This window comes from Paenibacillus sp. P46E, from assembly GCF_001909095.1.
Lineage (GTDB): Bacteria > Bacillota > Bacilli > Paenibacillales > Paenibacillaceae > Paenibacillus_AQ > Paenibacillus_AQ helianthi.
On the sequence record NZ_LVYZ01000055.1, the window covers coordinates 93,759 to 114,615 of the forward strand.

Sequence of the window (20,857 nt, forward strand, 5' to 3'; positions counted from 1 at the left end):
TCCACAGCAAAATGCCTATAAAACCAGCTTGAATGTAGTGCAAACGTTGCACACGATGTCAGTTAACCATTCTTTAGGCGGGCGCATATGCTTAAGCAAGGGCGAAGACCCTGAAGGAAAGGGGAATGAAGGATGAATATCAGGAAAAAAATTTCATTGTCGCTCATGATCATCACTTTATGTTTTTCTGTGCTCGCCGGATGTGGAGGAGACTCTGCTGAAGTGAAAGTAAAGGTCGGTGAAGTTACCCGTTCGGTTTTTTATGCGCCTGAATATGTGGCATTGTCGCAGAATTTCTTCAAAGATGAAGGGCTGGCGGTAGAGCTGCAGACGATTCCGGGCGGAGATAAAACCATGACTGCCCTGCTGTCCGGGGCTATTGATGTAGCACTCGTAGGATCTGAAACTTCTATTTATGTCTTTCAGCAGGGAGCGAATGATCCTGTCATTAATTTCGCCCAATTGACACAACGGGACGGCACATTCCTGTTCGCGCGTAAGCCGGATGCGGATTTCAAATGGGACAAATTGAAGGGGAGTACATTCCTGGGCCAAAGAAAAGGGGGAATGCCGCAAATGGCGGGCGCATTTACGCTTCTGGAGAAGGGGATTGATTCAGGGAAGGACCTTACCCTGATTCAAAATATTGATTTTGCCAATATTGCCGGGGCTTTCGCGTCAGGTACGGGAGATTATGTGCAGCTCTTTGAACCAACGGCCTCCATATTTGAGCGCGAGAAGCGTGGCGGGGTGGTAGCTTCCTTTGGATTGGAAAGCGGCTATTTGCCTTATACGGTCTTTATGTCCAAACAAAGTTATATCAGCAAAAACAGCGATACGGTACAGAAATACACGAACGCGATCCAGCGGGCCCAGCTTTGGGTGAAGGCGCACAGCCCGGAGGAAATTGCCGATGCGATCCTGCCATACTTTGAAAAAACAGACCGGGATATTGTGATTTCTTCGGTCGAGCGCTACAAGGAACAGGATACTTACGCTGTTAATCCGGTCATCGACGATAAAGAATGGAATAATCTGCTGGACGTTATGGACAACGCCGGTGAATTGAAGGAGCGGGTTCCGGCAGCCAAGATCGTCAACAACAGTTTTGCCGAAAAAGCCGAAGCCAGCATAAAGTGATTCGAGTTTGCCTACGAAGCTAGTTTTGCACGAAGCAGATCAGAGTAGCTGATGCTAACAAAACTTTTAGGAGGGGTGATATGCTTCCCATTGTGCAGTTAAAGGAAGTGACGCATGCCTATTTGGGGGACCGCGAGGCGTCGCTTGTTATCGAGAACTTCAGTCTGAATGTGGAAGCGGGTGAATTTGTCAGTCTGGTCGGACCCAGCGGCTGCGGCAAAACCACGCTCCTGTCGATCATCGCCGGACTGCTGCAGCCATCGCGCGGGGAAGTGTCCGTGAGCGGACACGCGGTTAGCGGCCCTTCTCCTGAGGTAGGGTACATGCTGCAGCAGGACTACCTGTTTCCCTGGCGGACCATTCTGGATAATGCCCTGCTGGGGCTGGAGCTGACGGGTAATCTCAATGAGAACTCCAGGCGGAAAACCATAGAACGGCTTAGTGAAATGGGGCTGGCCGGCAAAGAGCATTCCTACCCGGCTCAGCTGTCAGGAGGGATGCGCCAGCGGGTGGCACTGGTTCGGACTCTTGCTACGGACCCGGGACTGCTGCTGCTGGATGAGCCTTTCTCCGCACTGGATTACCAGATTAAGCTGCAGCTTGAGGATCTGGTCTCAGAGACGCTTCGCAGCCGCGGAACAACGGCTATTCTGGTTACCCATGATCTGTCAGAGGCGATTGCTGTCAGCAGCCGGGTGATCCTGCTTCAGCCGAATCCCGGAAAGATCCGCAAGATATTTATCGTGCCCGAAGCGATCAGACGCACACCTCCGCTATACGCACGGGATTTGCCGGGGTTCGCGGAGCTTTTTCATGAAGTGTGGAAGGAAATGGAGCTTGCAGGGAGGGAAGGCGTATGAAATCGGTGGAGCAAATTGAATTAGCTGCCTCCCGTGCGTCATGGCTGGAAGAGAAGCATGCCCAGTATCAGAAGAAAAAGCGGCGATGGCGCGCCCGTGTCACGGGTGTCCGCGGCAGTCTGCTCGTGCTGTTCTTTGTTCTTTGGGAAGCAGGGGCAAGGCTGGGTTGGCTGGATGAACTGTTGTTCAGCTACCCCACCAAAGTTTTTAGGCAAATTTGGAATGATATGGTTAGCGGGAGTCTGTGGCCGCATCTGGGCATGACGGTTGGCGAAACGGTTGTAGGCTTTGTGTTGGGGACACTTCTAGGCACACTTCTTGCCATCGTGATCTGGTGGTCGCCTTTTTTATCGGCAGTGCTTGATCCGTATATGGTTGTATTTAATAGTATGCCGAAGGTCGCGCTGGGGCCGATTTTTATCGTGATGTTCGGTGCGGGCTTTACGGCCATAGTGGTAACGACGTTGTCTATCACGGTAATTATTACAACACTGGTGGTGTATAACAGCTTTTGCAGCGTGGACCCGAATCTGGTGAAGGTGGCAAAGTCGTTTGGGGCTTCGCGGGTTCAGGTATTCAGTAAGGTGATCCTGCCGGCTTCCTTCCCCACGGTCGTATCTACGCTCAAGGTAAATGTCGGCATGTCTTGGGTGGGTGTCATTGTTGGCGAGTTTTTGGTGGCCAAAACCGGTCTTGGGTATCTGATTATCTACGGCTTTCAGGTATTCAATTTCACACTTGTGATGTCCAGTCTGCTGATTATTGCCGCCGTGGCCACCGCCATGTATCAACTGGTGGTATATGTGGAGAAGCTGATTTTGTCGCGACGGTGAAAAATATGTCATATTGTGCAGCTTCGCAAAATCTTGTACCATGTCTATATCTTCACTTGAAAGTTATAGTTCATATGATAAGCTGGCGTTTCCGGTCAATACTTCGAATGAATCTAAATTGGAACCGCTTGACTTACAAGACCGCAAGGAGAGGTATTTTCATGGGATTTCGAGTTATCAAAACAGCGGCTGCTACACTGCTGTCGATCCTGCTGGCAGCCGCTGTGGGCATCCCGAATGCGCAAAGTGCGGGTCTGCTCGCGATTCTGGGTGTGGAAACCACACGCAAAAGAAGTCTGCGTACGATCACAGCACGGTTTCTGGCATCGCTGGTGGGACTCTTTTTCGGTTGTATTTTGTTTTTCTTCCTGGGATTCCATTATTGGGTGCTCGGGATGTATGTACTTATCGGGTTCCCGATGATCGTAAAATCCGGCTACAAGGAGGGGATTGTTACCAGCTCGGTTATCGTGTTCCGGGTATTTGGACAAGCCGAGCTGTCGGTACATGTACTGCTGCAGCAGATCGAGCTCTTATTCATCGGCCTTGGATCTGCCGGATTGATTAATTTGATTTATATGCCTCAGACCGGAAGTGTCATTGCTGCCATCCGTAAAGAGGTAGACGGCTACTTTTCGGTTATTTTTACTCAGATGGCTCGGACACTCCGTGACCCGGGATATCTCTGGGACGGAAAGGAACTAATCGGTGCGAATGAAGCGGTGCAGCGTGGGCTGACTGCAGCCTCCCGGGAAATGGAGAACCATGTGATCCATCCGGATGAAGCCTGGAATGTTTACTTTTATATGCGCAAGGAACAGCTGGAATCGATTCAGAATATGATGCAGCTCCTCTCACAGGTCTACCGGCAGCTGCCTCACGGGGACATGGTTGCAGATTTGTTCGATCAACTCAGCAATGATGTGCTGGCTGAAGAATATACGGGCCGGACCGAAAAACTGCTGGAAGTATTAGAACAGGAATTTCAAAAAATGGATCTTCCGGAAACCCGTGAGGAATTCGAGGTCCGTTCAGCCATTCTGCAGTTATGCCGTGAGCTCTCACTGTATCTGAATATCGCCAAAAGGTATAAAATGCCGGTCGATATCAAACCGGTGAAACGGCCTAGTACAGCTAAAGGAAACTAGGTAAGCGGCAGATAATGATGGATTCCAACTCCTGAAGGAAAAATTTAGGTATTCATCTTTGGGTAAGAAATAACGATAAAAGATATAGGAGCAAAATCCGTGTGCTTATTTAATGCTGCGTTCAATAGAATTCAAGGCCAGGATATCATAGTATAACAAGCTGAATGGGGCGGCATATATTCCAAATTACAGCAGCTACTTCACATCTTGTGAATAATTCTGCACTGGCAGGTGAGGAAGATGAATAACAGCAATGAACAATATATAGGCAAACAGCTTATAGACAATCTTTTTAATCACAACGGTGTCTTTGTATTACCTGCTATGACGCTGCTGAGCTCGGAGCATATCCGGCTAATCACCCAGCATCGGATTATTCTCCAGCCGCATGATGTGATTCAGTTGGACAGTGAGGCTTTCTATCAACTGGCAGTGGATGACTGTACTGAAGCTATGGAGAATATTTTTGAGCAGTTCCGCTATACCAAGAGCAAACGGCTTCCAATGCTGGAGCTAAGAAACGAAGTCATTCCGTTCATCCAGCAAGTCAGCGAGAAGAATGATTTTTTCGGGATATTAGCTGCACTGCAGTCTAAAGATGACTATACATACAGACATAATGTTGCTGTAGGCATATTATCCACACTTCTTGGGAAGTGGCTTAAGCTCAGCCCGGATGACCTGGGCATGCTGACGATTGCCGCAACCCTTCATGATATCGGCAAAATCATGATTCCGGCCGAAATCCTTACCAAACCGGGGCCTCTAAATGAAGAGGAATTTGCCATCATGAAAAAGCATACTACGCTCGGCTACGAAATGATCAGAGATACGGTAGGAACTTCGCATATGCAGGCACTCGTAGCACTTCAGCACCACGAAAGAATGGACGGCAGCGGCTATCCGTTCGGAGTACTGGGACACCGCATTACGGAATTTAGCAAAATCGTAGCTATCACGGATATATTTCATGCCATGACTTCCGACCGTTATTACCGTTCAGCCGCTCCGCTGTATGAAGTCCTTAAACAGATGGAGGATAACTCATTCGGTAAGCTAGATCCTTATATTTGCAGTGTATTTATCAATAAGCTGATGCAGTCCATGATAGGCAACGACGCACTTCTAACAGACGGACAGATTGGTAAAATTATTATGATCCTGGCACATGATCCGCTTCGTCCTTTAATAAATATCGGTGAGGATTTCATTGATCTCAGCAAGCACAGAACCCTTGGTATTGTACGTGTTCTACCGCAATAGAATAGATGAAAAGGACCCCCGCAGAGTATTTGCGGGGTTTTTTGTGAATTGGTGATTTTCAGGAGGGTGCGGGTGAAAATGGTATTTTCTCTTTTTTCTTGAGGCGGGAATTCGATTATGTACTCATATCCAGACAAATTTCACAATAAAATGAAGTATAACTCTTCCCGGGCAGCCGCTTGGAGGGCTTACCCAAATTTATTTCTACTCTAACAATCAACAAATGCCCAGAACGTGCATACACTTGATAGTGAATGATTGTATGGAGGAGGTTTAAAGATGTCATTAAGCCATAAACGTCAAACAAGGGAGATCATTACGAAGGCAATTTGCGGCAAAGGTCGTAAGTTCTCTACAGCAACCCATACCGTAACTCCGCCACACCATCCGACGAGTATTCTGGGGGCTTGGATTATCAACCACCAGTACGAAGCGGTTGCCGCCGGGAACGGAATCGAAGTAATTGGTACTTACGATGTGAACATCTGGTACTCGTATGACAAGAACAAGCAGACCGAGGTAGCCAAGGAAACGGTCTCCTATGTGGAACTTATTCCACTGTCATACCTGGATCCCAGACACCGTGCTTCCACGGTCGAGGTTTCTGCGGAGGCAACGCAGGAACCCAACTGTGTGGAAGCGGGCGTTTCTCCAGGAGGAGGAAGTGTGACGCTGCGTGTAGAACGGGAGTTCGAGGCGGAACTGGTGGCTGAGACCAAAGTCCGCGTGTTTGTCACCGATCAAAGCGACGATCCGGAAGACAAGGATTATGACTTTGACGGTGAAAGCTTCGATTATGAGGATCTGGACCCTGACGCCCTGGATGATGAGCTGTAAGGAAGAGGAGCGCCGCCGCCAACTGATTATCGAATGGGTTATGATCCATTATATGTAGTGGGGGCGGCGGCGAGAGGGCGAATGCCCTCCTTTTTTTATTTTATTTATCTGCGTGCAGCAGTTGCAAATTATAGGACGATGCTGCCTTAATGCGGTAGTTTCCAGAAGGAGGCGGAGATATGAATGAAGGTCTTCGGGTCTACCAGAAATTGTCTGCTGCCCAGCGGGAAGACAGGCTTCGGCGCAGTGGCCTGGAAGCTTTGCTTACACAGGGCGGGAATTCAGGCTCCGGGGAGAATACATATGAAAAGGCACAGGGAGAACTTCTTTACAGTCAGTACTATCGGGTCCTTGTATATAATCTGACGGTTCTTGAAATTCTGCCTCTGGGGACGGGTGCGGCGATGAATCCGGCGTCATTACCTCCAGTAAAAGGTATAGGTACGGCCGGCAGACTGGGGCCTTCCGGGATGGATGAAGGAAGGGCGCTGGAAGTTTTGATAGATGGAGAATGGCCCCGCGGCTTCTCAGGAGAGTGTGGTGGGGCAGCAGAGACAGAACATAGATTATCATCCTATCCTGCATCCTCCGGCCACCGGCGCGGTGCGGCGGGGAAAATGGGAGACACCGCGGTGAAGGCGTTGTACTGCCTTGGGCTGGACAGCGGTGAGCTGCTGCTGAAAGCTATGGGTGGCCGCAGCTACAGAGTAGATAAGGTGATCCCGCTTACGGCTGCCGCCAGCGGGGCATTGCCGGAGCCATACCGCGCAGCATCGCTGGCGCTGATGCACTCCCTGTCTCTGGAGCAGCCCGGCCGTCCCGGGCTGATGCTGGGCATGGACCCGGAGTTCCTCCTGCTCCGGGAATCCACGGGCCGCGTCGTGCCGGCGTCGCGGTACCTGCCCACGGACGGCGTCGCCGGCTGCGACGCCGGACCTCCGGGAACGCGGGGCACGTTCCCGGTCGCCGAGCTGCGCCCTGCGCCGCGCCGGGAACCGCGCGCGCTGCTGGCGCAGCTGATGTCCGCCGCGCGCACGGCGGACCGGCTCATCGCCGACCGCTCGCTGCGCTGGCGGGCGGGAGGCATGCCGCTGGCGGGCTGGGCCCTCGGCGGCCATTTGCACTTCAGCGGCGTGACGCTGTGCGCGCCGCTCCTGCGCGCGCTCGACAACTATCTCGCGCTGCCGCTGATGCTCTTGGAGGACGCCCGTGCAGCGGCACGGCGTCCCAGATACGGGGGGCTCGGCGATTTCCGGCTTCAGCCGCATGGCGGCTTTGAATACCGGACCCTGCCGAGCTTCCTGGTGTCCCCGGTCATCGCGAAGGGGGCGGTCTTCCTGGCTCACCTGATCGTGAGCCGCTATGAAGACCTGAGGCTGCGCCCGCTCGACCGGGATGACCTGCATGCCGCCTACTACAGCGGCGACAAGTCCCCGCTGCGCGCTGCGTTCCCGCCGCTTGCAGCGCAGATTCGCGCCTTGCCTGGCTATGAGCAGGCCGCACGATATATAGAGCCTCTGTTCAGCTCTATTGCCGCTGAACAGACCTGGGATGAATCACGCGACATTCGCGGGCTTTGGTGCGGCAAAAAGCACCTATGAACACTCCGCAAGCGTGTTCTAGGTGCCCGTCTATTTCTTGATTTCGATAGTGTCTGTCTTTTTTTACATGTACAGCATCGTCCAAAACCCAATATCCTGAAAACCAAGTTTGTGATAGATCAGACCGGCCTGCGGATTGTCGTAGAACAAGCAAGGCGTTTTGCCTTCTGTCTTCATGTCGGTGCATAAGCGGGCTACTACCTGGCTGGCTAATCCTTGTCCTCTGAATGCGGGGTGGGTGGCAACGGCCACGATCATCGCTGACATGGAGCTTTCTGCTGAGGTGGAGGCCGTAGCAATTACCTGGCCATTCTGTTCGATATAATAGGTCCGGCCTGTGCCGGTCTCCAGTGTTTTTCGCAGACTTTTGCGCGAATCGTCCGGGTTGCTTATGAATTCCTCAATTTGATCCGTAAGCGAACAGATCGCTTCCACATCGGAAACGGTTGCCTTCTGGATAACATGTGCTGATGCTGCGGCTGTATGTACTGTACTGCTGAGCTTGCGGAGTTCGGCGAACCTCATTTGTTTCTCCGTCCGGATGCTCAAATGTTCGGCAACAGCCCTAACCACCTTCGCAGAACCTGATACCATCTCGAATTTTTGACTCCTCTTCATCAGCGCTGCAAATCCCGCGGCATCGAAGGGGCCGTCCGCATAGGGCAGAAAACTGCCGAAAAACCTCAGCAACACGGCGTTAAGCCGGCCATCATTTTCTCTGAACTCACCCCAGAGCTCCATGAAGTCCTGTTCAAACCCAAAGTTCTCTACATCTCCGATAATAAACAAATTGATTGCGGGATCGTTGCTTAGCAGCGACATCAACGGCTCCCGGTCGGCCTCACCTAGTTTACGGATCATGCTGATTCCCTCCTCGGATCTATCTATGAAATGTTAAAACACTTACGAAGTTGAACTCTGGATTATTATTATGGCTTTTGTCCATTTTTGTTTTTTTAAGTTCATCTTCTATAGTGATTTTACTGCATCAGGACTAAAAAGCACACCATTCCAAGCCTTGCGGCCCAAGGATTACTTTGTTTTCACAGTGGATTACAGCCTGCGGTGCAGATGGAATTTCAGCTCAGGAGCAGAGGCCACAGGTGTGACGAACATGCACAGGGTGACTTTGCCGGGCGAGTTTCTGCTATAATAGAGAACAGTATGATGCAGGTATGGAGGTTGAAGATGGCAAATTATACGCCGATGATACAGCAGTATTTAAAAGTAAAGGAAGGAGCCAAGGACGCTTTCCTTTTCTTCCGTCTGGGCGATTTCTACGAAATGTTCTTTGAGGATGCGATACTGGCCTCCAAGGAGCTTGAGATTACATTAACGGGCCGCGAAGGCGGAGGCGAAGAGCGCATTCCCATGTGTGGAGTGCCTTATCATGCCGCTGAAGGTTACATACAGCGCCTGATTGAAAAAGGCTACAAGGTAGCCATCTGCGAGCAATTGGACGATCCTGCAGTCACAAAGGGGATGGTCCGTCGTGACATCGTCCGCGTAGTGACACCGGGCACGGTAATGGACGGCAAGATCATCTCCGACAAAAATAACAATTACCTCGTCTGTGTGACCGAGGAGGACGGGATGATGGCGCTGGCTGCCTGTGATTTGACTACGGGTGAGCTGTACGTCACTTCCGTGCTCGCGGGTAATGAATGGCTGCGGGATGAGATCGGCATCTATGAACCTGCCGAGATTATCGGGGATGCAGCGCTGCTGGACATGCTGCGGAGTGAGGCCTCGCTGCTCGCAAAACCGGTCGTATATACACCATGGGAGAAACGCGAAGAGGAGCTGGCGCGCCGGCAGTTCGGTGAAGCTGCCTGGGTACGCCTGGAGAAGGAGCGAGGCCAATGCCTTGCGCTGTTGATCTCATATCTGAGCGAAACCCAGCGGCGGTCCCTGGGCCAGCTGAGCCAGATTTCGCCATACGAGCCGGGCAACTATATGATTCTCGATCCGTTCACCCGGCGCAACCTTGAACTGACCGAAACGGTGCGTGAGCGTTCCAAAAAAGGCTCGCTGCTGTGGCTGCTCGACCGGACCGAAACTTCCATGGGCGCCCGTCTGCTGCGCCGCAGAATAGACAAACCGTTGCTCCAGCGCGCACCGATTGAGCGCCGGCTGGAGGCTGTCGATTATTTGTACAACCAGTTTATCGTCCGGGAGGATCTGCGCGGTGCACTGAAAGAGATCTATGATCTGGAACGGCTGGTTGGGCGGATCGCCTTTGGCAGCGCCAACGGCCGGGATATGAATGCGCTGAAACTGTCGCTCGCCCAGATTCCCGCGCTGAAGGAAATGTGTCTGGATTCCGGTTCGGCCACTCTGCAGGAGATCGGAGCCAGCATGGATGAATGCGCGGAGCTTCGTGAGGATATTGAATCAGCCATCGTTGAAGATGCGCCGGTATCGGTGCGTGATGGCGGAATGATCCGAACAGGCTACCATGAGCGTCTGGATGAGCTGAGGGAAGCGAGCAGCAGCGGCAAACGCTGGATCGCAGAGCTTGAAGCCAAAGAACGCCTGGCTACGGGCATCAAGTCCCTAAAGATCGGCTATAACAAAATTTTTGGCTACTATATTGAGATTACCCGTTCCAATCTTTCGTCTTTGCCGGAAGGTCGGTATGAACGCAAGCAGACACTGGCAAATGCAGAGCGTTTTGTTACACCGGAATTGAAGGAGAAAGAAGCCCTGATCCTGGAGGCACAGGATAAAATGACCGATCTGGAATACAGCCTGTTCATCGAACTTCGCGACCGGATCGGCGCGCAGATTCCCCGCCTTCAGGCACTAGCCGAGAAGGTGGCCGAAATTGACGTCTACCAATGCCTGGCAGCGGTCAGCGCCGAGCACCGTTTTGTGAAGCCAAATCTCTCCGACGGTTATGATCTGCGGCTGGAAGGCGGACGTCATCCGGTAGTAGAGGCGGTTTTGAAGGATTCCGCGTTTATTGCCAACGGCAGCACTCTAAGCAAGGCAGAAGGGAATATCCTGCTGATCACCGGCCCGAACATGGCGGGTAAAAGCACCTATATGCGCCAGGTCGCCCTCATCTGCATCCTGGCCCAGATCGGCTGCTTTGTGCCAGCCGGCAGTGCCGAGGTGCCGCTTATTGACCGCATCTTTACGCGTATAGGGGCAGCGGACGACCTGATCGGCGGCCAGAGCACTTTTATGGTGGAGATGGCCGATATCCAGGTGATGACGGAAAAAGCTACAGCCCGAAGCCTAATCATCATAGACGAGCTGGGCCGGGGCACTTCGACCAGTGAAGGGATGGCGATTGCCCAAGCGGTCATCGAATATGTGCACGATACCATTGCCTGCAAAGCCTTGGTCTCCACGCATTTCCATGAGCTGTCCCATCTGGAGCAGAGCCTCGCAGGGCTCCGCAACTATTCAATGGCCGTCCAGGAAAGCGGCGATAAAGTAAATTTCCTGCGCAAGCTCGTGCCGGGAGCGGCGGACAGCAGCTACGGGATTTATTGTGCACGACTGGCAGGTCTTCCAGAAGGCATTATCGACCGCGCCTACGGCCTTCTTCAGAGCATTGAGCAGGCCGCCCCTCCGGGAAGCGTCTCGCTGAATTATGGCTCGGGCTATAATGAACATACTGTACAAGGGATTCAGGAAAACAAGGTCTTACCTCTGCAGCCAAATGCTGAAGGGGGGCCATCCACGGCTGGGCATGTCTATTCCTCAGCGCGCAGCGGCAGTGTTCATGCTTCAACAGCGGCGGCTCAGCTTGAAACGGCCGTCTCACTTGCTTCTTCCGCAGCGGAAGAGGACAATGAAGTTGTACAGCTCTCTATCTTTGGAGAAGAAGAGCCGCGCAAGAACCGTAAGGGTGGAGCTGGAGCACCAGCAATAAAAGAGAATCCGCTTCTTAAGGAGCTTATCTCCGCCGTTCAAGGGGCTGACCTGATGAATATGACGCCGCTGCAGGCAATGGGCTTGTTGAACGAGTTGAAGATCAAAGCCAAAGAGCTGACCCTATAAGTATCATTGCAGCTCTATTTCAAGGGCCGTTTATTTGTTAATTAATTAATGTAATATATCTATAAAAAGCCTATTCGCGAGGTGAAATGAACATGGCTAAGATTCATGTGCTTGACGAGCATATTGCCAACCAGATCGCTGCCGGGGAAGTGGTGGAACGGCCCGCTTCGGTAGTGAAGGAGCTTGTGGAGAACGCCATTGATGCCGGAAGCACCCGCATAGAAGTATCGGTGGAGGAGGGCGGACTACAGAGCATCCGGGTGAAGGATAACGGCTCAGGGATTGATCCCGAGGATTGCGAGACTGCCTTCTACCGCCATGCGACAAGTAAGATCCTGAACGGCAGGGATTTGTTTCAAATCACCAGTCTGGGATTCCGCGGGGAAGCTCTGCCCAGTATCGCTTCTGTGTCCAAGCTGTCTTTGCTTACATCAAGCAACGAGGATGGCAAGGGCAGAGCGCTCGATATCGAAGGCGGCCGGCTGATCCGTAATGAGGATGAGCCATCCGGCAAGGGCAGCGATCTTGCAGTAAGGGAATTATTTTACAATACTCCGGCAAGGCTGAAGTATATGAAAAGCGTACAGACAGAGCTGGGCCACATTTCAGACGCGATGTACCGCATGGCACTGGCTCATCCGTCTATATCCTTCACTCTTCATCACAACGGCAATCAGCTGCTGCATACGCTTGGCAATGGGGATCTGCTGCAGGTCATTGCCGCTGTATACGGTACATCCGCCGCTAAGGCAATGCTGCCGGTTGCTGCGGAAGACCCGGATTACCGGCTCTCCGGTTATGTTAGCCGGCCGGAGTGGACGCGCTCCAACCGCAATGCGGTCACTACCATTGTTGGGGGGCGGTATATCCGCAGCAATGGCCTGAATGCAGCCATTATGCGGGCCTATCATACACTCCTGCCAATCAACCGGTACCCTCTCTTGGTTCTTCAGCTTGAGATGCATCCTTCGCTTGTAGACGTTAACGTACATCCGGCAAAGCTGGAGGTACGATTCAGTAAAGAAGTGGAGCTCTACGCTTTTGTTGAGCAGGAAATACGCAAGGTATTGCTTGGTCAGAGCCTGATCCCCCGGCCCGGTAGAGAAATGATCGGTTCCAAAGGCAGCAGTTCCTTTATTCAAGAGCAATTTGCTTTTTCGAAGGGAGCTGTTCCGCCACCTCAGGATGGTACAGGCAGCCGCATCGACCAGGACATGGTTAATCCACGCAGCGGTCCTGCTGCTGCAACCGGTACTATAGAATCTGCCCAAGGAGAGTGGCATGGTGGTTCGTCAAGCAGCGAAGGACCGTTAAGCGGCCTCCAGTCCCAGGTTCCCCAGGTCCGTGAGAGCAGCGGCGGCAGCGATGCTCCACTGTTCGGAGGAGCTGCTGGCGGAAGAGAACCGCGTTATAGCAATACCTCAGCACCGGGTTTCCAGGCACGGGAAACAGCAACAGCCTATCGAGGCGGCAGCACTCCGCCATCCGTTACGCGTACGAATGAAGGGAATGCCGGGAGCTACCGCCAGTTCCCGATGTCAAATGCCACTCGGGGTCAGATGCCGTCCACGGAGGAACTATATGCTCCTCCCTCCAGTGCAGAGGCTGGTCTTCCGCAGTTTCCGGAGCTGAACTATATCGGCCAGCATCATGGAACCTATATTATTGCCCAGAATGATAGCGGGCTGTATCTGATTGATCAGCATGCTGCGCATGAACGGGTGAATTACGAATATTATTATGAGAAATTCGGACGTCCCGAGGACGCTTCACAGGAGCTGCTGCTGCCTATTACTCTGGAATTCACACCATCCGAGAGCCGGCAGCTCAGTGAGCGGCTGCACTGGTTCCAGCAGGCAGGAGTGTACCTGGAACACTTTGGAGGCCAGACCTTTCTGGTCCGATCCCTTCCATATTGGTTCCCGGAGGGGGACGAGAAGGCGGTTATTGAAGAAATGGCGGAGTGGGTGCTGAACGAGCGGACCATCGACCTTGCGAAACTGCGTGAGAAATCATCCATTCTCTGCTCCTGCAAGGCCTCTATCAAAGCTAACCAGAAGCTGACAGAGCATGAAGTGGAATCGCTTCTCTCACGTCTGGCTGCTTGCCGTCAGCCCTATACCTGCCCGCATGGGCGGCCGATTGTGGTATCCTTTTCCTCGTATGATTTAGAGAAACTGTTCAAACGTGTAATGTAATTGAATAATGGAATTTGTTGTGAGCAGGAACGGAGGCAACATGATTATAACAACGGGCTTTGACCCGATCCCGGAAATTGAAATACGGGCCAAGAACCTAGCCATACAAACGGGTACAATCTATGCGCAAAGAGGCAAATTGTCCATGGCCAAGATGGTGGAACGGTACGGGGACGGAGAGATTCTGGTAGTTCTGCAGGAGGCAGTGCGGCTGATTACTCCCGGCATGCCACCGATGGAATTCCATCCCAGCATGGGTTTTGTCCGGGCTAAACGGATTATCCGGGGTGAGCATGATCCGATGCTGGAAGCCGCCGGTATGATGCCGGGCGACAGTGTGCTGGATTGTACGGCAGGACTGGGCAGCGATTCCCTGCTGTTTGCGGTGCACGGCGGAGAAGAATCTGTGGTAACGGCACTAGAGAGCTCTCTGCCGCTTTGTACGCTGCTTCTCGAAGGCATGAGCCACTATATTTCCGGACAGGAAAAAGTGAATGCCGCGCTACGACGCGTGCGTGTCGTGCATAGTGACCATTTGGCTTATTTGCGGGAACAGCCGGATCACAGTATCGATATTGTCTATTTTGACCCGATGTTCCGTGTGCCTTTGACGGATTCGGCAGCGATATCCCCTCTGCGCCAGTTCGCGAATGCGGAAGCATTGTCACCGGAGAGTGTTGCTGAGGCCGTCAGAGTCGCACGCAAAAAGGTTCTTTTGAAAGAAAAAGCCTTAAGCGGGGAATTCTCACGGCTTGGTTTTACCGAGCTGCTTCGGGCAAGTGCCAAAACTTCGTACGGGGTGATATCCATTGACAACTGAGACAAAACGGAGAGTTCTGGTGCTTCTTGGCCCGACCGCAGTCGGCAAAACCAGGCTTAGTCTTGAAATGGCAGAAGCTTATAATGCTGAGATTATCTCCGGTGATTCGATGCAGGTCTATCGGGGAATGGACATTGGAACGGCCAAAATCAAACCTGAGGAAATGATGGGAATTCCCCATCATCTGATCGATATTCATGATCCTCAGGATTCTTATTCTGCTGCTGAATTTCAGGAACAGGGCGGTCGGCTGATCAAAGAGATCAGCAAGAAGGGGAAACTTCCTTTTATAGTAGGCGGCACAGGCTTATATATTGAGTCCCTTTGCTACGGTTTCCGCTTCTCAGAGGCTGTAGCAGACGAAGCATTCCGCAGTGAGCAGGATGCCTTTGCTGAGGCGCATGGAGCTGAGGCGCTGCATGCCCGCCTGGCTGCTGTGGACCCGGTCAGCGCTGCCAGACTGCATCCCAATGACCGCCGCCGGATCATCCGTGCGCTTGAAATTCACCATCAGACAAAGGTCACACTTTCCGAATCCCATGCGGATCAGACAAAGGAATCCCCGTATGAGCTGTGCTTGATTGGTTTAACAATGGACCGGAAAGTACTATATAAACGTATTGAAGACCGAATTGATCAGATGCTGGCGGAAGGACTCGTCACTGAGGTGGAAGGACTGCTGCAACGAGGCTACAGCAGAAGCCTGGTGTCCATGCAGGGATTGGGCTACAAGGAAATTGCCGCATACCTCGCGGGCGAAATGACGTTGGACGAAGCAGTGACACTACTTAAACGCGATACCCGCCGATTCGCCAAAAGACAGTTGTCCTGGTTCCGCCACATGAAAGAGATTCAGTGGATCGACGTCGATGAGAGCCAAAACTTTTCAGAGGATTTTGCAAAAATCCGTGCTAAAATAGCTGACAAATTTAATGAAGCATTGTAGCTGTTGATAATATAGTTTTTACGTGTTCTCAAAAGTTGTAAAATACGTAAAATCACATTTCTTGCTAAAATTCAGTCTGTAGGATGTCTCCGAAGTGAATCTTCACTTTCTCGGAGGCATTTTTTTTTGTAAATAGAGAACCCAAAAGAACCCCTCCTTGAATTGGAGGGGGCATGAACATATTTGTATTGAATTATCTGATGTAGTCTTCAAGTAACTACAAACAGTGCTTAACTTATCGGAAAAACAGCGAAGTTTCCGCTCATACCAGGCTGTGCAATATTGACCGCAAATCCTCGACCTCCGCTGGCTGCTCCTTCAAAACGAAGTGTCAAACGAATTCCTTTATATCCATGATGTTCAATAGCCTTAGCATAGAAGTCTCTGACATAGGGGAATCCATTATTGTCAGCGAGAGTTACTATCGGTTGTTCGAGTGAATTAGTGATAATGAAAACATCTAAATTGTTACCATCTGCAGCTGCGGCATCAAATTGGATACGGCCTGTTGAAAATGTACTGTCTCGCGTTGAATAATTGCTTACTGATGTTTGAGGATATGCTGTTTGCGCTGGGTAAGGAAAGTTGTACCCAGATTGATAATAATTCATTTTTCGATTCCTACTTTCATCGTGTTTTTGTGGTCAAAATAGTTATATGCCTAATTACCATTTTTTGCCACAAGGAGATAACCGCGATGGAATAAACTACATTTATGTTAAAAGAATTTATAGAGTGATATACAAAGACCCCCACTACCTTGGCCTGAGAGAGAAATCATTCAGCTGTCTTATCTGGAGCATGAGGATGGGTATGATTACATTCTGTGTGGGGAACTAGGGATGAGCGAGTGAAAGTATCGACGGGTGAAGTCAAGGGTTATATACTGGCCAGAAAATCATGTCTTTACCGACTGATGAGTTTAAATAAATCAAGTCAATTAGAGCTGAGTTTTCATTTTTTTTTATTCGTATAAATGATTCTTTCCTGTGTTTCTTGATTAGTTTGTTCACCTGTCAATGTTAAAATTGATCTCGTATTAAACGACGATTATTTGTCAATCGCTACCAAATTAATATTATCAGTTTTTTCAGTTATTTCTGAATCTGCTACCTTAAGTTCTTTTAAAATCGAGCATAAGAAGCATGGCCGGGAATTATTGATATTGATGGCCCGCAATCGATGATGGTGACTTTGGCTTCGATATCAGGCAATCAGTAAAATGATCTTGTTCTCCTTAGTAACAAAGTCCGGAAAGAGAGCACGTTTGCTGCGTATGCGGAGTGGACGCCGATCTCCTGGTTGCCAAGAATGACAACAATAACGGGATTGATATCGCTTTAGGGCACTTTAAATATTTTGATTTCATACACCATTTCTGGAATGCATTACTTGAAATGGATTCAACTCATGAGTCATGAGTCTAAGTAGGAATTAGACAACCTGATAGAAGCATATTGGTTACATAAACCCTTATGAGGTGGATGATGAGACCAATACTCCATAATCAAGAATTCAAAGTCTACATTATAACCAAAGGAGCTGTCCTGAGGTTCTTAGTTATTGAAATCATCATCGGTACATTGACCTATTCTATAGCCATGAAGCTTTTCCATAATATCATTTTGGCGAGTGCAGGTGGGTGGGTAGGGACAGAAGGAATAAAGAGATTATATGCAGTGAGTAAAATCATCGGGAAATAGAATATTTAATGAATCAAACATAGCCACCCGTATGTAAGGCGGTCTTGTGGTTTTTACGAAAACGAATAATCGCATAAGCAGACACTATTATTTTGCCCTCAGATTGTGTTATGCGCTTCTACTATGGTACTGATTGAGCGCTGTTGTGGATACCGCCCGGAACGGCGGGGGAAGGCATCTAACTGGCAGAAGGTTGTCCAAGAGGTTAGGTGATTTAATCCCCCCATCCAATCCTGATAAAATTATCATAAAAAAATCCTTCTGAATCATCGACTGATTGAGTTCAAACACGCCAGTATTTTCTGATGGTATCGATAATTGGTATAGGAATCCCCAAATTCCCGGTAAAATTACCCTTAAGTTAAAACTCATAAAAGCACCAGTACTTCTCCAGCGGGTGGAGGATTTACAATAGACTTGGAGTTCATATACATATTGTTCCAAATTAAGTATAATCAATCTAAGTTCAACGTTAGGAAATTCCACGTTTGGAGGGAATCATTTGAATAATGATCCAGAAAAAAAGATAAATGAGCTGGAAGAACGAATTTCAATACTTGAGAAATCATCTGCTACTGGACCTCGGAAGCTTGTTTGGACCACAGTGAGCATTATAATTGGGATTTTTATTATTCTTACAGTAATTGGGGTTGTTCAGTTTGTATCGAGTGGTTAGGATCTGATTATTTGTCCGCCACATACAAAGTCTTGGAATGAACAACAAACAGCTGCTGCAGCGACTTAATTAGCGGCGACGGTTGCATCAATTCCACCTGCTTAGCTTGGCTCTGTCGTTGCACTCTTGGAAGCAACTGGAGCGACTATCATAGACAATTCGATAAAATAATTATTAAGAAAATGGGGGGCAAATGATAACTGCATATGCGATAATTATGCCTTTTGTTACTTTCATTACCTTCCTATTTATCATTCTGTCGAGAATGTTTTTTAAGAAAAATAATGATATTTCAAAGAAAAAAATAGCGTATATTCCTTTGCTCCTGGCTATTATTGGAGTGTTTCAATTAATGATTTATGGAGAAGTCAAATCAAACCATTTTTTTGTTTATTTGGCAGTCATTCTAGTGAGTATGTATATATTGAGATCGGATAGCAGGGAAATAAAAAGATAAAAATTAGATAATAGGGAACCTTTTTGGTTCCTCATGATGGGCATGACATTACATCATCATTCAAATCAGGGTGCCCCCGATTTAGCCTCTGCAGGTTATCATTCTTTGGAATTTTGCCCAGGGGTTTCAGTTGGCGGGCTATTTTTCATTTGCATAATGCGACAAACGCGGTATTCTCCATTTACACGAGTTGGAAGTACTGAAGTATGCTGTCCGATAGAATCGGCAAAATCCCGTCAACCTTAAAAACCTTTAAAAATGAAAATGAGTTTGGGCAATTTGTTTTTCCAAAAGATATTCTATTAAAACAGAACATTCTTAGGTCTGCTTCAACAAAGGGCAAAATGGCAATAAGAGTTTATCCTAGCTGGGATAGTCCGAGTAGTAAACAAGCGATGAAAACTCAAAAATGGCAGTTACCCTATTTTGTTGATATGAGTATTCTGAATCAAACTCTCTTAGAAAAAGTAATAGAACTGTATTCTCTTTAATCCTCCGCATTCGGACTCGATTGTTGAAGATCATGGCCATAAAATAATCAAACATTATAAAAACTTCACGCCTGTTAACTAGAAATGAATCCGTTTGATTGATCTCCCCTCGTCCTACAATCTGTTCAAATAGCGCCTCGCCTGCACTGTTTATATTCGTCATTTTGTTGTAGCTGCCAGATGGTAGGGATAATCCTGCCCGTATCTCCTTGCGGTTTAACAGCTACAAACCAGAGAGGTCCTGACCATTATACATCAAGATATCAAAGATGCCTTAATAGGCCGGCATGGTGGTCGTGAGCTTTATTATCTTGTCTGCCCGTCGGGCCTGAAAACGTCTCATGACAGCCTCGGAATCTGATACTCCGGTGGATGGATCTACGCAGCTACCCAACCATCCAGGATCACATCGTCAGAAAGGGAATCTGTAGTTCGGGGTACAGCCGAGTGCATCGTGACTGTGGCGGTGTACAGCCGGACATTCCCGGCCTGCTGGGAGTAGATTAGCCGATGGCCGTCTATCTTTGGTTCAAATATATAATTACCGTTGCTGAATGGACAAACAGCGGTTTGTAATAACATAGGAGATATAAACATAAAAAAACTCCCTCTATTCAATTATAGCGTTTGGCTATAATTGGATAGAGGAGGTAAGTGTTGGGAAGGATTATTCAGCTACGGTATACTCACTTACTTCATAGGTAAGGATTTTATCAAAGACAACATAATCTTTACGCTTTTTAAAGGGCCCTTTATTGTTTGTGTGCTTGTCAATTGCATACATACCTGGGCCTCTGCCTGCATCTCGGTTATCGTACCAGGTTAAAAAGGCATCAACTTCAGCAATTGGGAGTTCATATTCTTTTTCAGATCCATTTACGAATGTAATTGTAAGGATAGCTCTATCACCGGTTGGTTGTTCAGGCGCTACTGTTGGTTTCGGAGTCGGTGTAGCAGTTGGTGAAGGGCTTGATGTTGGTGCAGGAGTAGCAGTTGGCACTGGTGTTGTTGATGGAACAGGCGTTGCAGTTGGTGAGGGAGTCACTGTGGCAATATTGTACATTTCCAGTGCGCCTAATGCAGTAAATGAATTTAAACCATTATTTTTGATAATATTTAGTCTGAATTTTGTATAAGGCTTTTCATTCGTAAAAGTAAACACTTTTTTTACGTTTGGCTTCCAGTCCGTTATGTTTGTTTCAGAGTCGAGTGTAATCCAGTTGCTTCCATTCCATGCTTCGAAAGTGAAATCTTTAGGTGTTTCACCTTTATAATCACCTTGTGCAATACCTGGACGAGGCAATAATGCATATTGGTTGACTACAACCGGCTTATTAAATTCATATGCGATCCATCCAGAATTATTATTTACACTACTCGCCCACCCAATAACATCGCTCATATCTCCATCAAAAAGTTTAAATGGTTGGTGGTGAGCTACGCCATCACCACTGATCCAAACACTGCTTGCAGTTGCATGACCTAAAGGGGCATCGTTCGATGTCATTATGGGAATGAGGTTTGTGGGGGTGGGTTCTCCTTCAGCAAAAATACTTGATGACACGCAAAAAATCAATAAAAACGAAAGGAGAACAGGAAATAAAGTTTTTTTCATAATAATACCACGCTTTCAAATTGATTTATTAATGTATTCTACAAGTGGATATGAGGAATGTCTAAACATATATGTCTATATCTGCAATAAAGTGAGTGAATACGATTAAATTCTTTATTCTCCCAATCAAAGAATATCTTACTCATTATTTAAAGAACGTATGTTTGTTTTTATGCGAACAAACGTTCTTTTTTTATCGGAGGCGATCAATCATGAAAATGAGCATCGGCCAAACCATCGAAATTATATATTGGG

Annotated in this window: 16 protein-coding genes; 13 read left to right on the forward strand and 3 right to left on the reverse strand. The window is 48.9% G+C overall.

Features of this window, described 5'->3' with window-relative positions; all coding sequences use genetic code 11:
• Positions 1-132: 132 nt before the first annotated feature.
• The 7 genes from A3849_RS20960 (at position 133) to A3849_RS33365 (ending at position 7,682) form a co-directional block, all read left to right on the forward strand.
• Positions 133-1,140, forward strand: a complete 1,008-nt coding sequence (locus A3849_RS20960; protein ID WP_074113167.1) for an ABC transporter substrate-binding protein — start codon at positions 133-135, stop codon at positions 1,138-1,140.
• An 80-nt stretch (positions 1,141-1,220) separates the two neighbouring features.
• Positions 1,221-2,000 carry an ABC transporter ATP-binding protein gene (locus tag A3849_RS20965; protein WP_074113168.1) on the forward strand — a complete coding sequence of 260 codons (780 nt, stop codon included), beginning with the start codon at positions 1,221-1,223 and terminating at the stop codon, positions 1,998-2,000.
• Positions 1,997-2,833 carry an ABC transporter permease gene (locus A3849_RS20970; RefSeq protein ID WP_074113169.1) on the forward strand — a complete coding sequence of 279 codons (837 nt, stop codon included), beginning with the start codon at positions 1,997-1,999 and terminating at the stop codon, positions 2,831-2,833. Before A3849_RS20965 ends, A3849_RS20970 begins: the two co-directional genes overlap by 4 nt.
• A gap of 161 nt (positions 2,834-2,994) precedes the next feature.
• The gene (locus A3849_RS20975; RefSeq protein WP_074113170.1) at positions 2,995-3,981 is read left to right on the forward strand and encodes an aromatic acid exporter family protein; all 987 of its coding nucleotides are present in this window, start codon (positions 2,995-2,997) and stop codon (positions 3,979-3,981) included.
• A 240-nt stretch (positions 3,982-4,221) separates the two neighbouring features.
• On the forward strand, positions 4,222-5,244 hold the full coding sequence (locus tag A3849_RS20980) for an HD-GYP domain-containing protein (RefSeq protein ID WP_074113171.1): 1,023 nt from the start codon (positions 4,222-4,224) through the stop codon (positions 5,242-5,244).
• A 279-nt stretch (positions 5,245-5,523) separates the two neighbouring features.
• A complete protein-coding gene (locus tag A3849_RS20985; protein WP_074086226.1) occupies positions 5,524-6,081 on the forward strand; it encodes an outer spore coat protein CotE in 558 nt (185 codons plus the stop codon).
• 179 nt (positions 6,082-6,260) lie between these two features.
• Complete coding sequence (locus tag A3849_RS33365; protein WP_074113172.1) at positions 6,261-7,682, forward strand: putative amidoligase domain-containing protein; 1,422 nt, start codon at positions 6,261-6,263, stop codon at positions 7,680-7,682.
• Positions 7,683-7,745: 63 nt separating this feature from the next.
• On the opposite strand, the gene A3849_RS20995 is transcribed toward A3849_RS33365, so the two are convergent.
• The gene (locus A3849_RS20995) at positions 7,746-8,543 is read right to left on the reverse strand and encodes a GNAT family N-acetyltransferase (protein ID WP_074113173.1); all 798 of its coding nucleotides are present in this window, start codon (positions 8,541-8,543) and stop codon (positions 7,746-7,748) included.
• A gap of 327 nt (positions 8,544-8,870) precedes the next feature.
• On the opposite strand from A3849_RS20995, the gene mutS reads away from it, so the two are divergent.
• The 4 genes from mutS to miaA all read left to right on the forward strand — a co-directional run bounded on the left by mutS (position 8,871) and on the right by miaA (position 15,660).
• Positions 8,871-11,696 (forward strand): DNA mismatch repair protein MutS, encoded by a 2,826-nt coding sequence (mutS, locus tag A3849_RS21000; RefSeq protein WP_074113174.1) that lies wholly within the window; start codon positions 8,871-8,873, stop codon positions 11,694-11,696.
• Between the two features lie 92 nt (positions 11,697-11,788).
• Entirely contained in the window at positions 11,789-13,894 is a 2,106-nt protein-coding gene (gene mutL, locus A3849_RS21005) for a DNA mismatch repair endonuclease MutL (RefSeq protein ID WP_074113175.1), read from the forward strand.
• 40 nt (positions 13,895-13,934) lie between these two features.
• Positions 13,935-14,714 (forward strand): class I SAM-dependent methyltransferase, encoded by a 780-nt coding sequence (locus A3849_RS21010; RefSeq protein ID WP_074113176.1) that lies wholly within the window; start codon positions 13,935-13,937, stop codon positions 14,712-14,714.
• Positions 14,704-15,660: a tRNA (adenosine(37)-N6)-dimethylallyltransferase MiaA gene (gene miaA / locus A3849_RS21015; RefSeq protein WP_074113177.1), complete on the forward strand. Its 957-nt coding sequence runs from the start codon at positions 14,704-14,706 to the stop codon at positions 15,658-15,660. The genes A3849_RS21010 and miaA overlap by 11 nt, the downstream gene beginning before the upstream one ends.
• A 230-nt stretch (positions 15,661-15,890) precedes the next feature.
• Here the strand turns inward: miaA and A3849_RS21020 are convergent, their stop codons facing one another.
• Positions 15,891-16,271 (reverse strand): hypothetical protein, encoded by a 381-nt coding sequence (locus tag A3849_RS21020; protein WP_074113178.1) that lies wholly within the window; start codon positions 16,269-16,271, stop codon positions 15,891-15,893.
• Positions 16,272-17,865: 1,594 nt separating this feature from the next.
• Between A3849_RS21020 and A3849_RS33040 the strand changes: the two genes are divergently transcribed.
• On the forward strand, positions 17,866-18,039 hold the full coding sequence (locus A3849_RS33040) for a hypothetical protein (RefSeq protein WP_178382764.1): 174 nt from the start codon (positions 17,866-17,868) through the stop codon (positions 18,037-18,039).
• A 663-nt stretch (positions 18,040-18,702) separates the two neighbouring features.
• Positions 18,703-18,987 (forward strand): MepB family protein, encoded by a 285-nt coding sequence (locus tag A3849_RS21035; RefSeq protein WP_074113181.1) that lies wholly within the window; start codon positions 18,703-18,705, stop codon positions 18,985-18,987.
• A gap of 667 nt (positions 18,988-19,654) precedes the next feature.
• Here the strand turns inward: A3849_RS21035 and A3849_RS21045 are convergent.
• Positions 19,655-20,602, reverse strand: coding sequence for a discoidin domain-containing protein (locus tag A3849_RS21045; RefSeq protein WP_074113183.1), 948 nt, complete (start codon positions 20,600-20,602; stop codon positions 19,655-19,657).
• Between the last annotated feature and the right edge of the window lie 255 nt (positions 20,603-20,857).

What these genes read in the sequence shown, in the direction of transcription:
- A3849_RS20960 (WP_074113167.1), top strand. Translation starts at nt 133, where the DNA reads ATGAATATCAGGAAAAAAATTTCATTGTCGCTCATGATCATCACTTTA.
- A3849_RS20965 (WP_074113168.1), top strand. Translation starts at nt 1,221, where the DNA reads ATGCTTCCCATTGTGCAGTTAAAGGAAGTGACGCATGCCTATTTGGGG.
- A3849_RS20970 (WP_074113169.1), top strand. Translation starts at nt 1,997, where the DNA reads ATGAAATCGGTGGAGCAAATTGAATTAGCTGCCTCCCGTGCGTCATGG.
- A3849_RS20975 (WP_074113170.1), top strand. Translation starts at nt 2,995, where the DNA reads ATGGGATTTCGAGTTATCAAAACAGCGGCTGCTACACTGCTGTCGATC.
- A3849_RS20980 (WP_074113171.1), top strand. Translation starts at nt 4,222, where the DNA reads ATGAATAACAGCAATGAACAATATATAGGCAAACAGCTTATAGACAAT.
- A3849_RS20985 (WP_074086226.1), top strand. Translation starts at nt 5,524, where the DNA reads ATGTCATTAAGCCATAAACGTCAAACAAGGGAGATCATTACGAAGGCA.
- A3849_RS33365 (WP_074113172.1), top strand. Translation starts at nt 6,261, where the DNA reads ATGAATGAAGGTCTTCGGGTCTACCAGAAATTGTCTGCTGCCCAGCGG.
- A3849_RS20995 (WP_074113173.1), bottom strand. Translation starts at nt 8,543, where the DNA reads ATGATCCGTAAACTAGGTGAGGCCGACCGGGAGCCGTTGATGTCGCTG.
- mutS (WP_074113174.1), top strand. Translation starts at nt 8,871, where the DNA reads ATGGCAAATTATACGCCGATGATACAGCAGTATTTAAAAGTAAAGGAA.
- mutL (WP_074113175.1), top strand. Translation starts at nt 11,789, where the DNA reads ATGGCTAAGATTCATGTGCTTGACGAGCATATTGCCAACCAGATCGCT.
- A3849_RS21010 (WP_074113176.1), top strand. Translation starts at nt 13,935, where the DNA reads ATGATTATAACAACGGGCTTTGACCCGATCCCGGAAATTGAAATACGG.
- A3849_RS21020 (WP_074113178.1), bottom strand. Translation starts at nt 16,271, where the DNA reads ATGAATTATTATCAATCTGGGTACAACTTTCCTTACCCAGCGCAAACA.
- A3849_RS21035 (WP_074113181.1), top strand. Translation starts at nt 18,703, where the DNA reads ATGCTGTCCGATAGAATCGGCAAAATCCCGTCAACCTTAAAAACCTTT.
- A3849_RS21045 (WP_074113183.1), bottom strand. Translation starts at nt 20,602, where the DNA reads ATGAAAAAAACTTTATTTCCTGTTCTCCTTTCGTTTTTATTGATTTTT.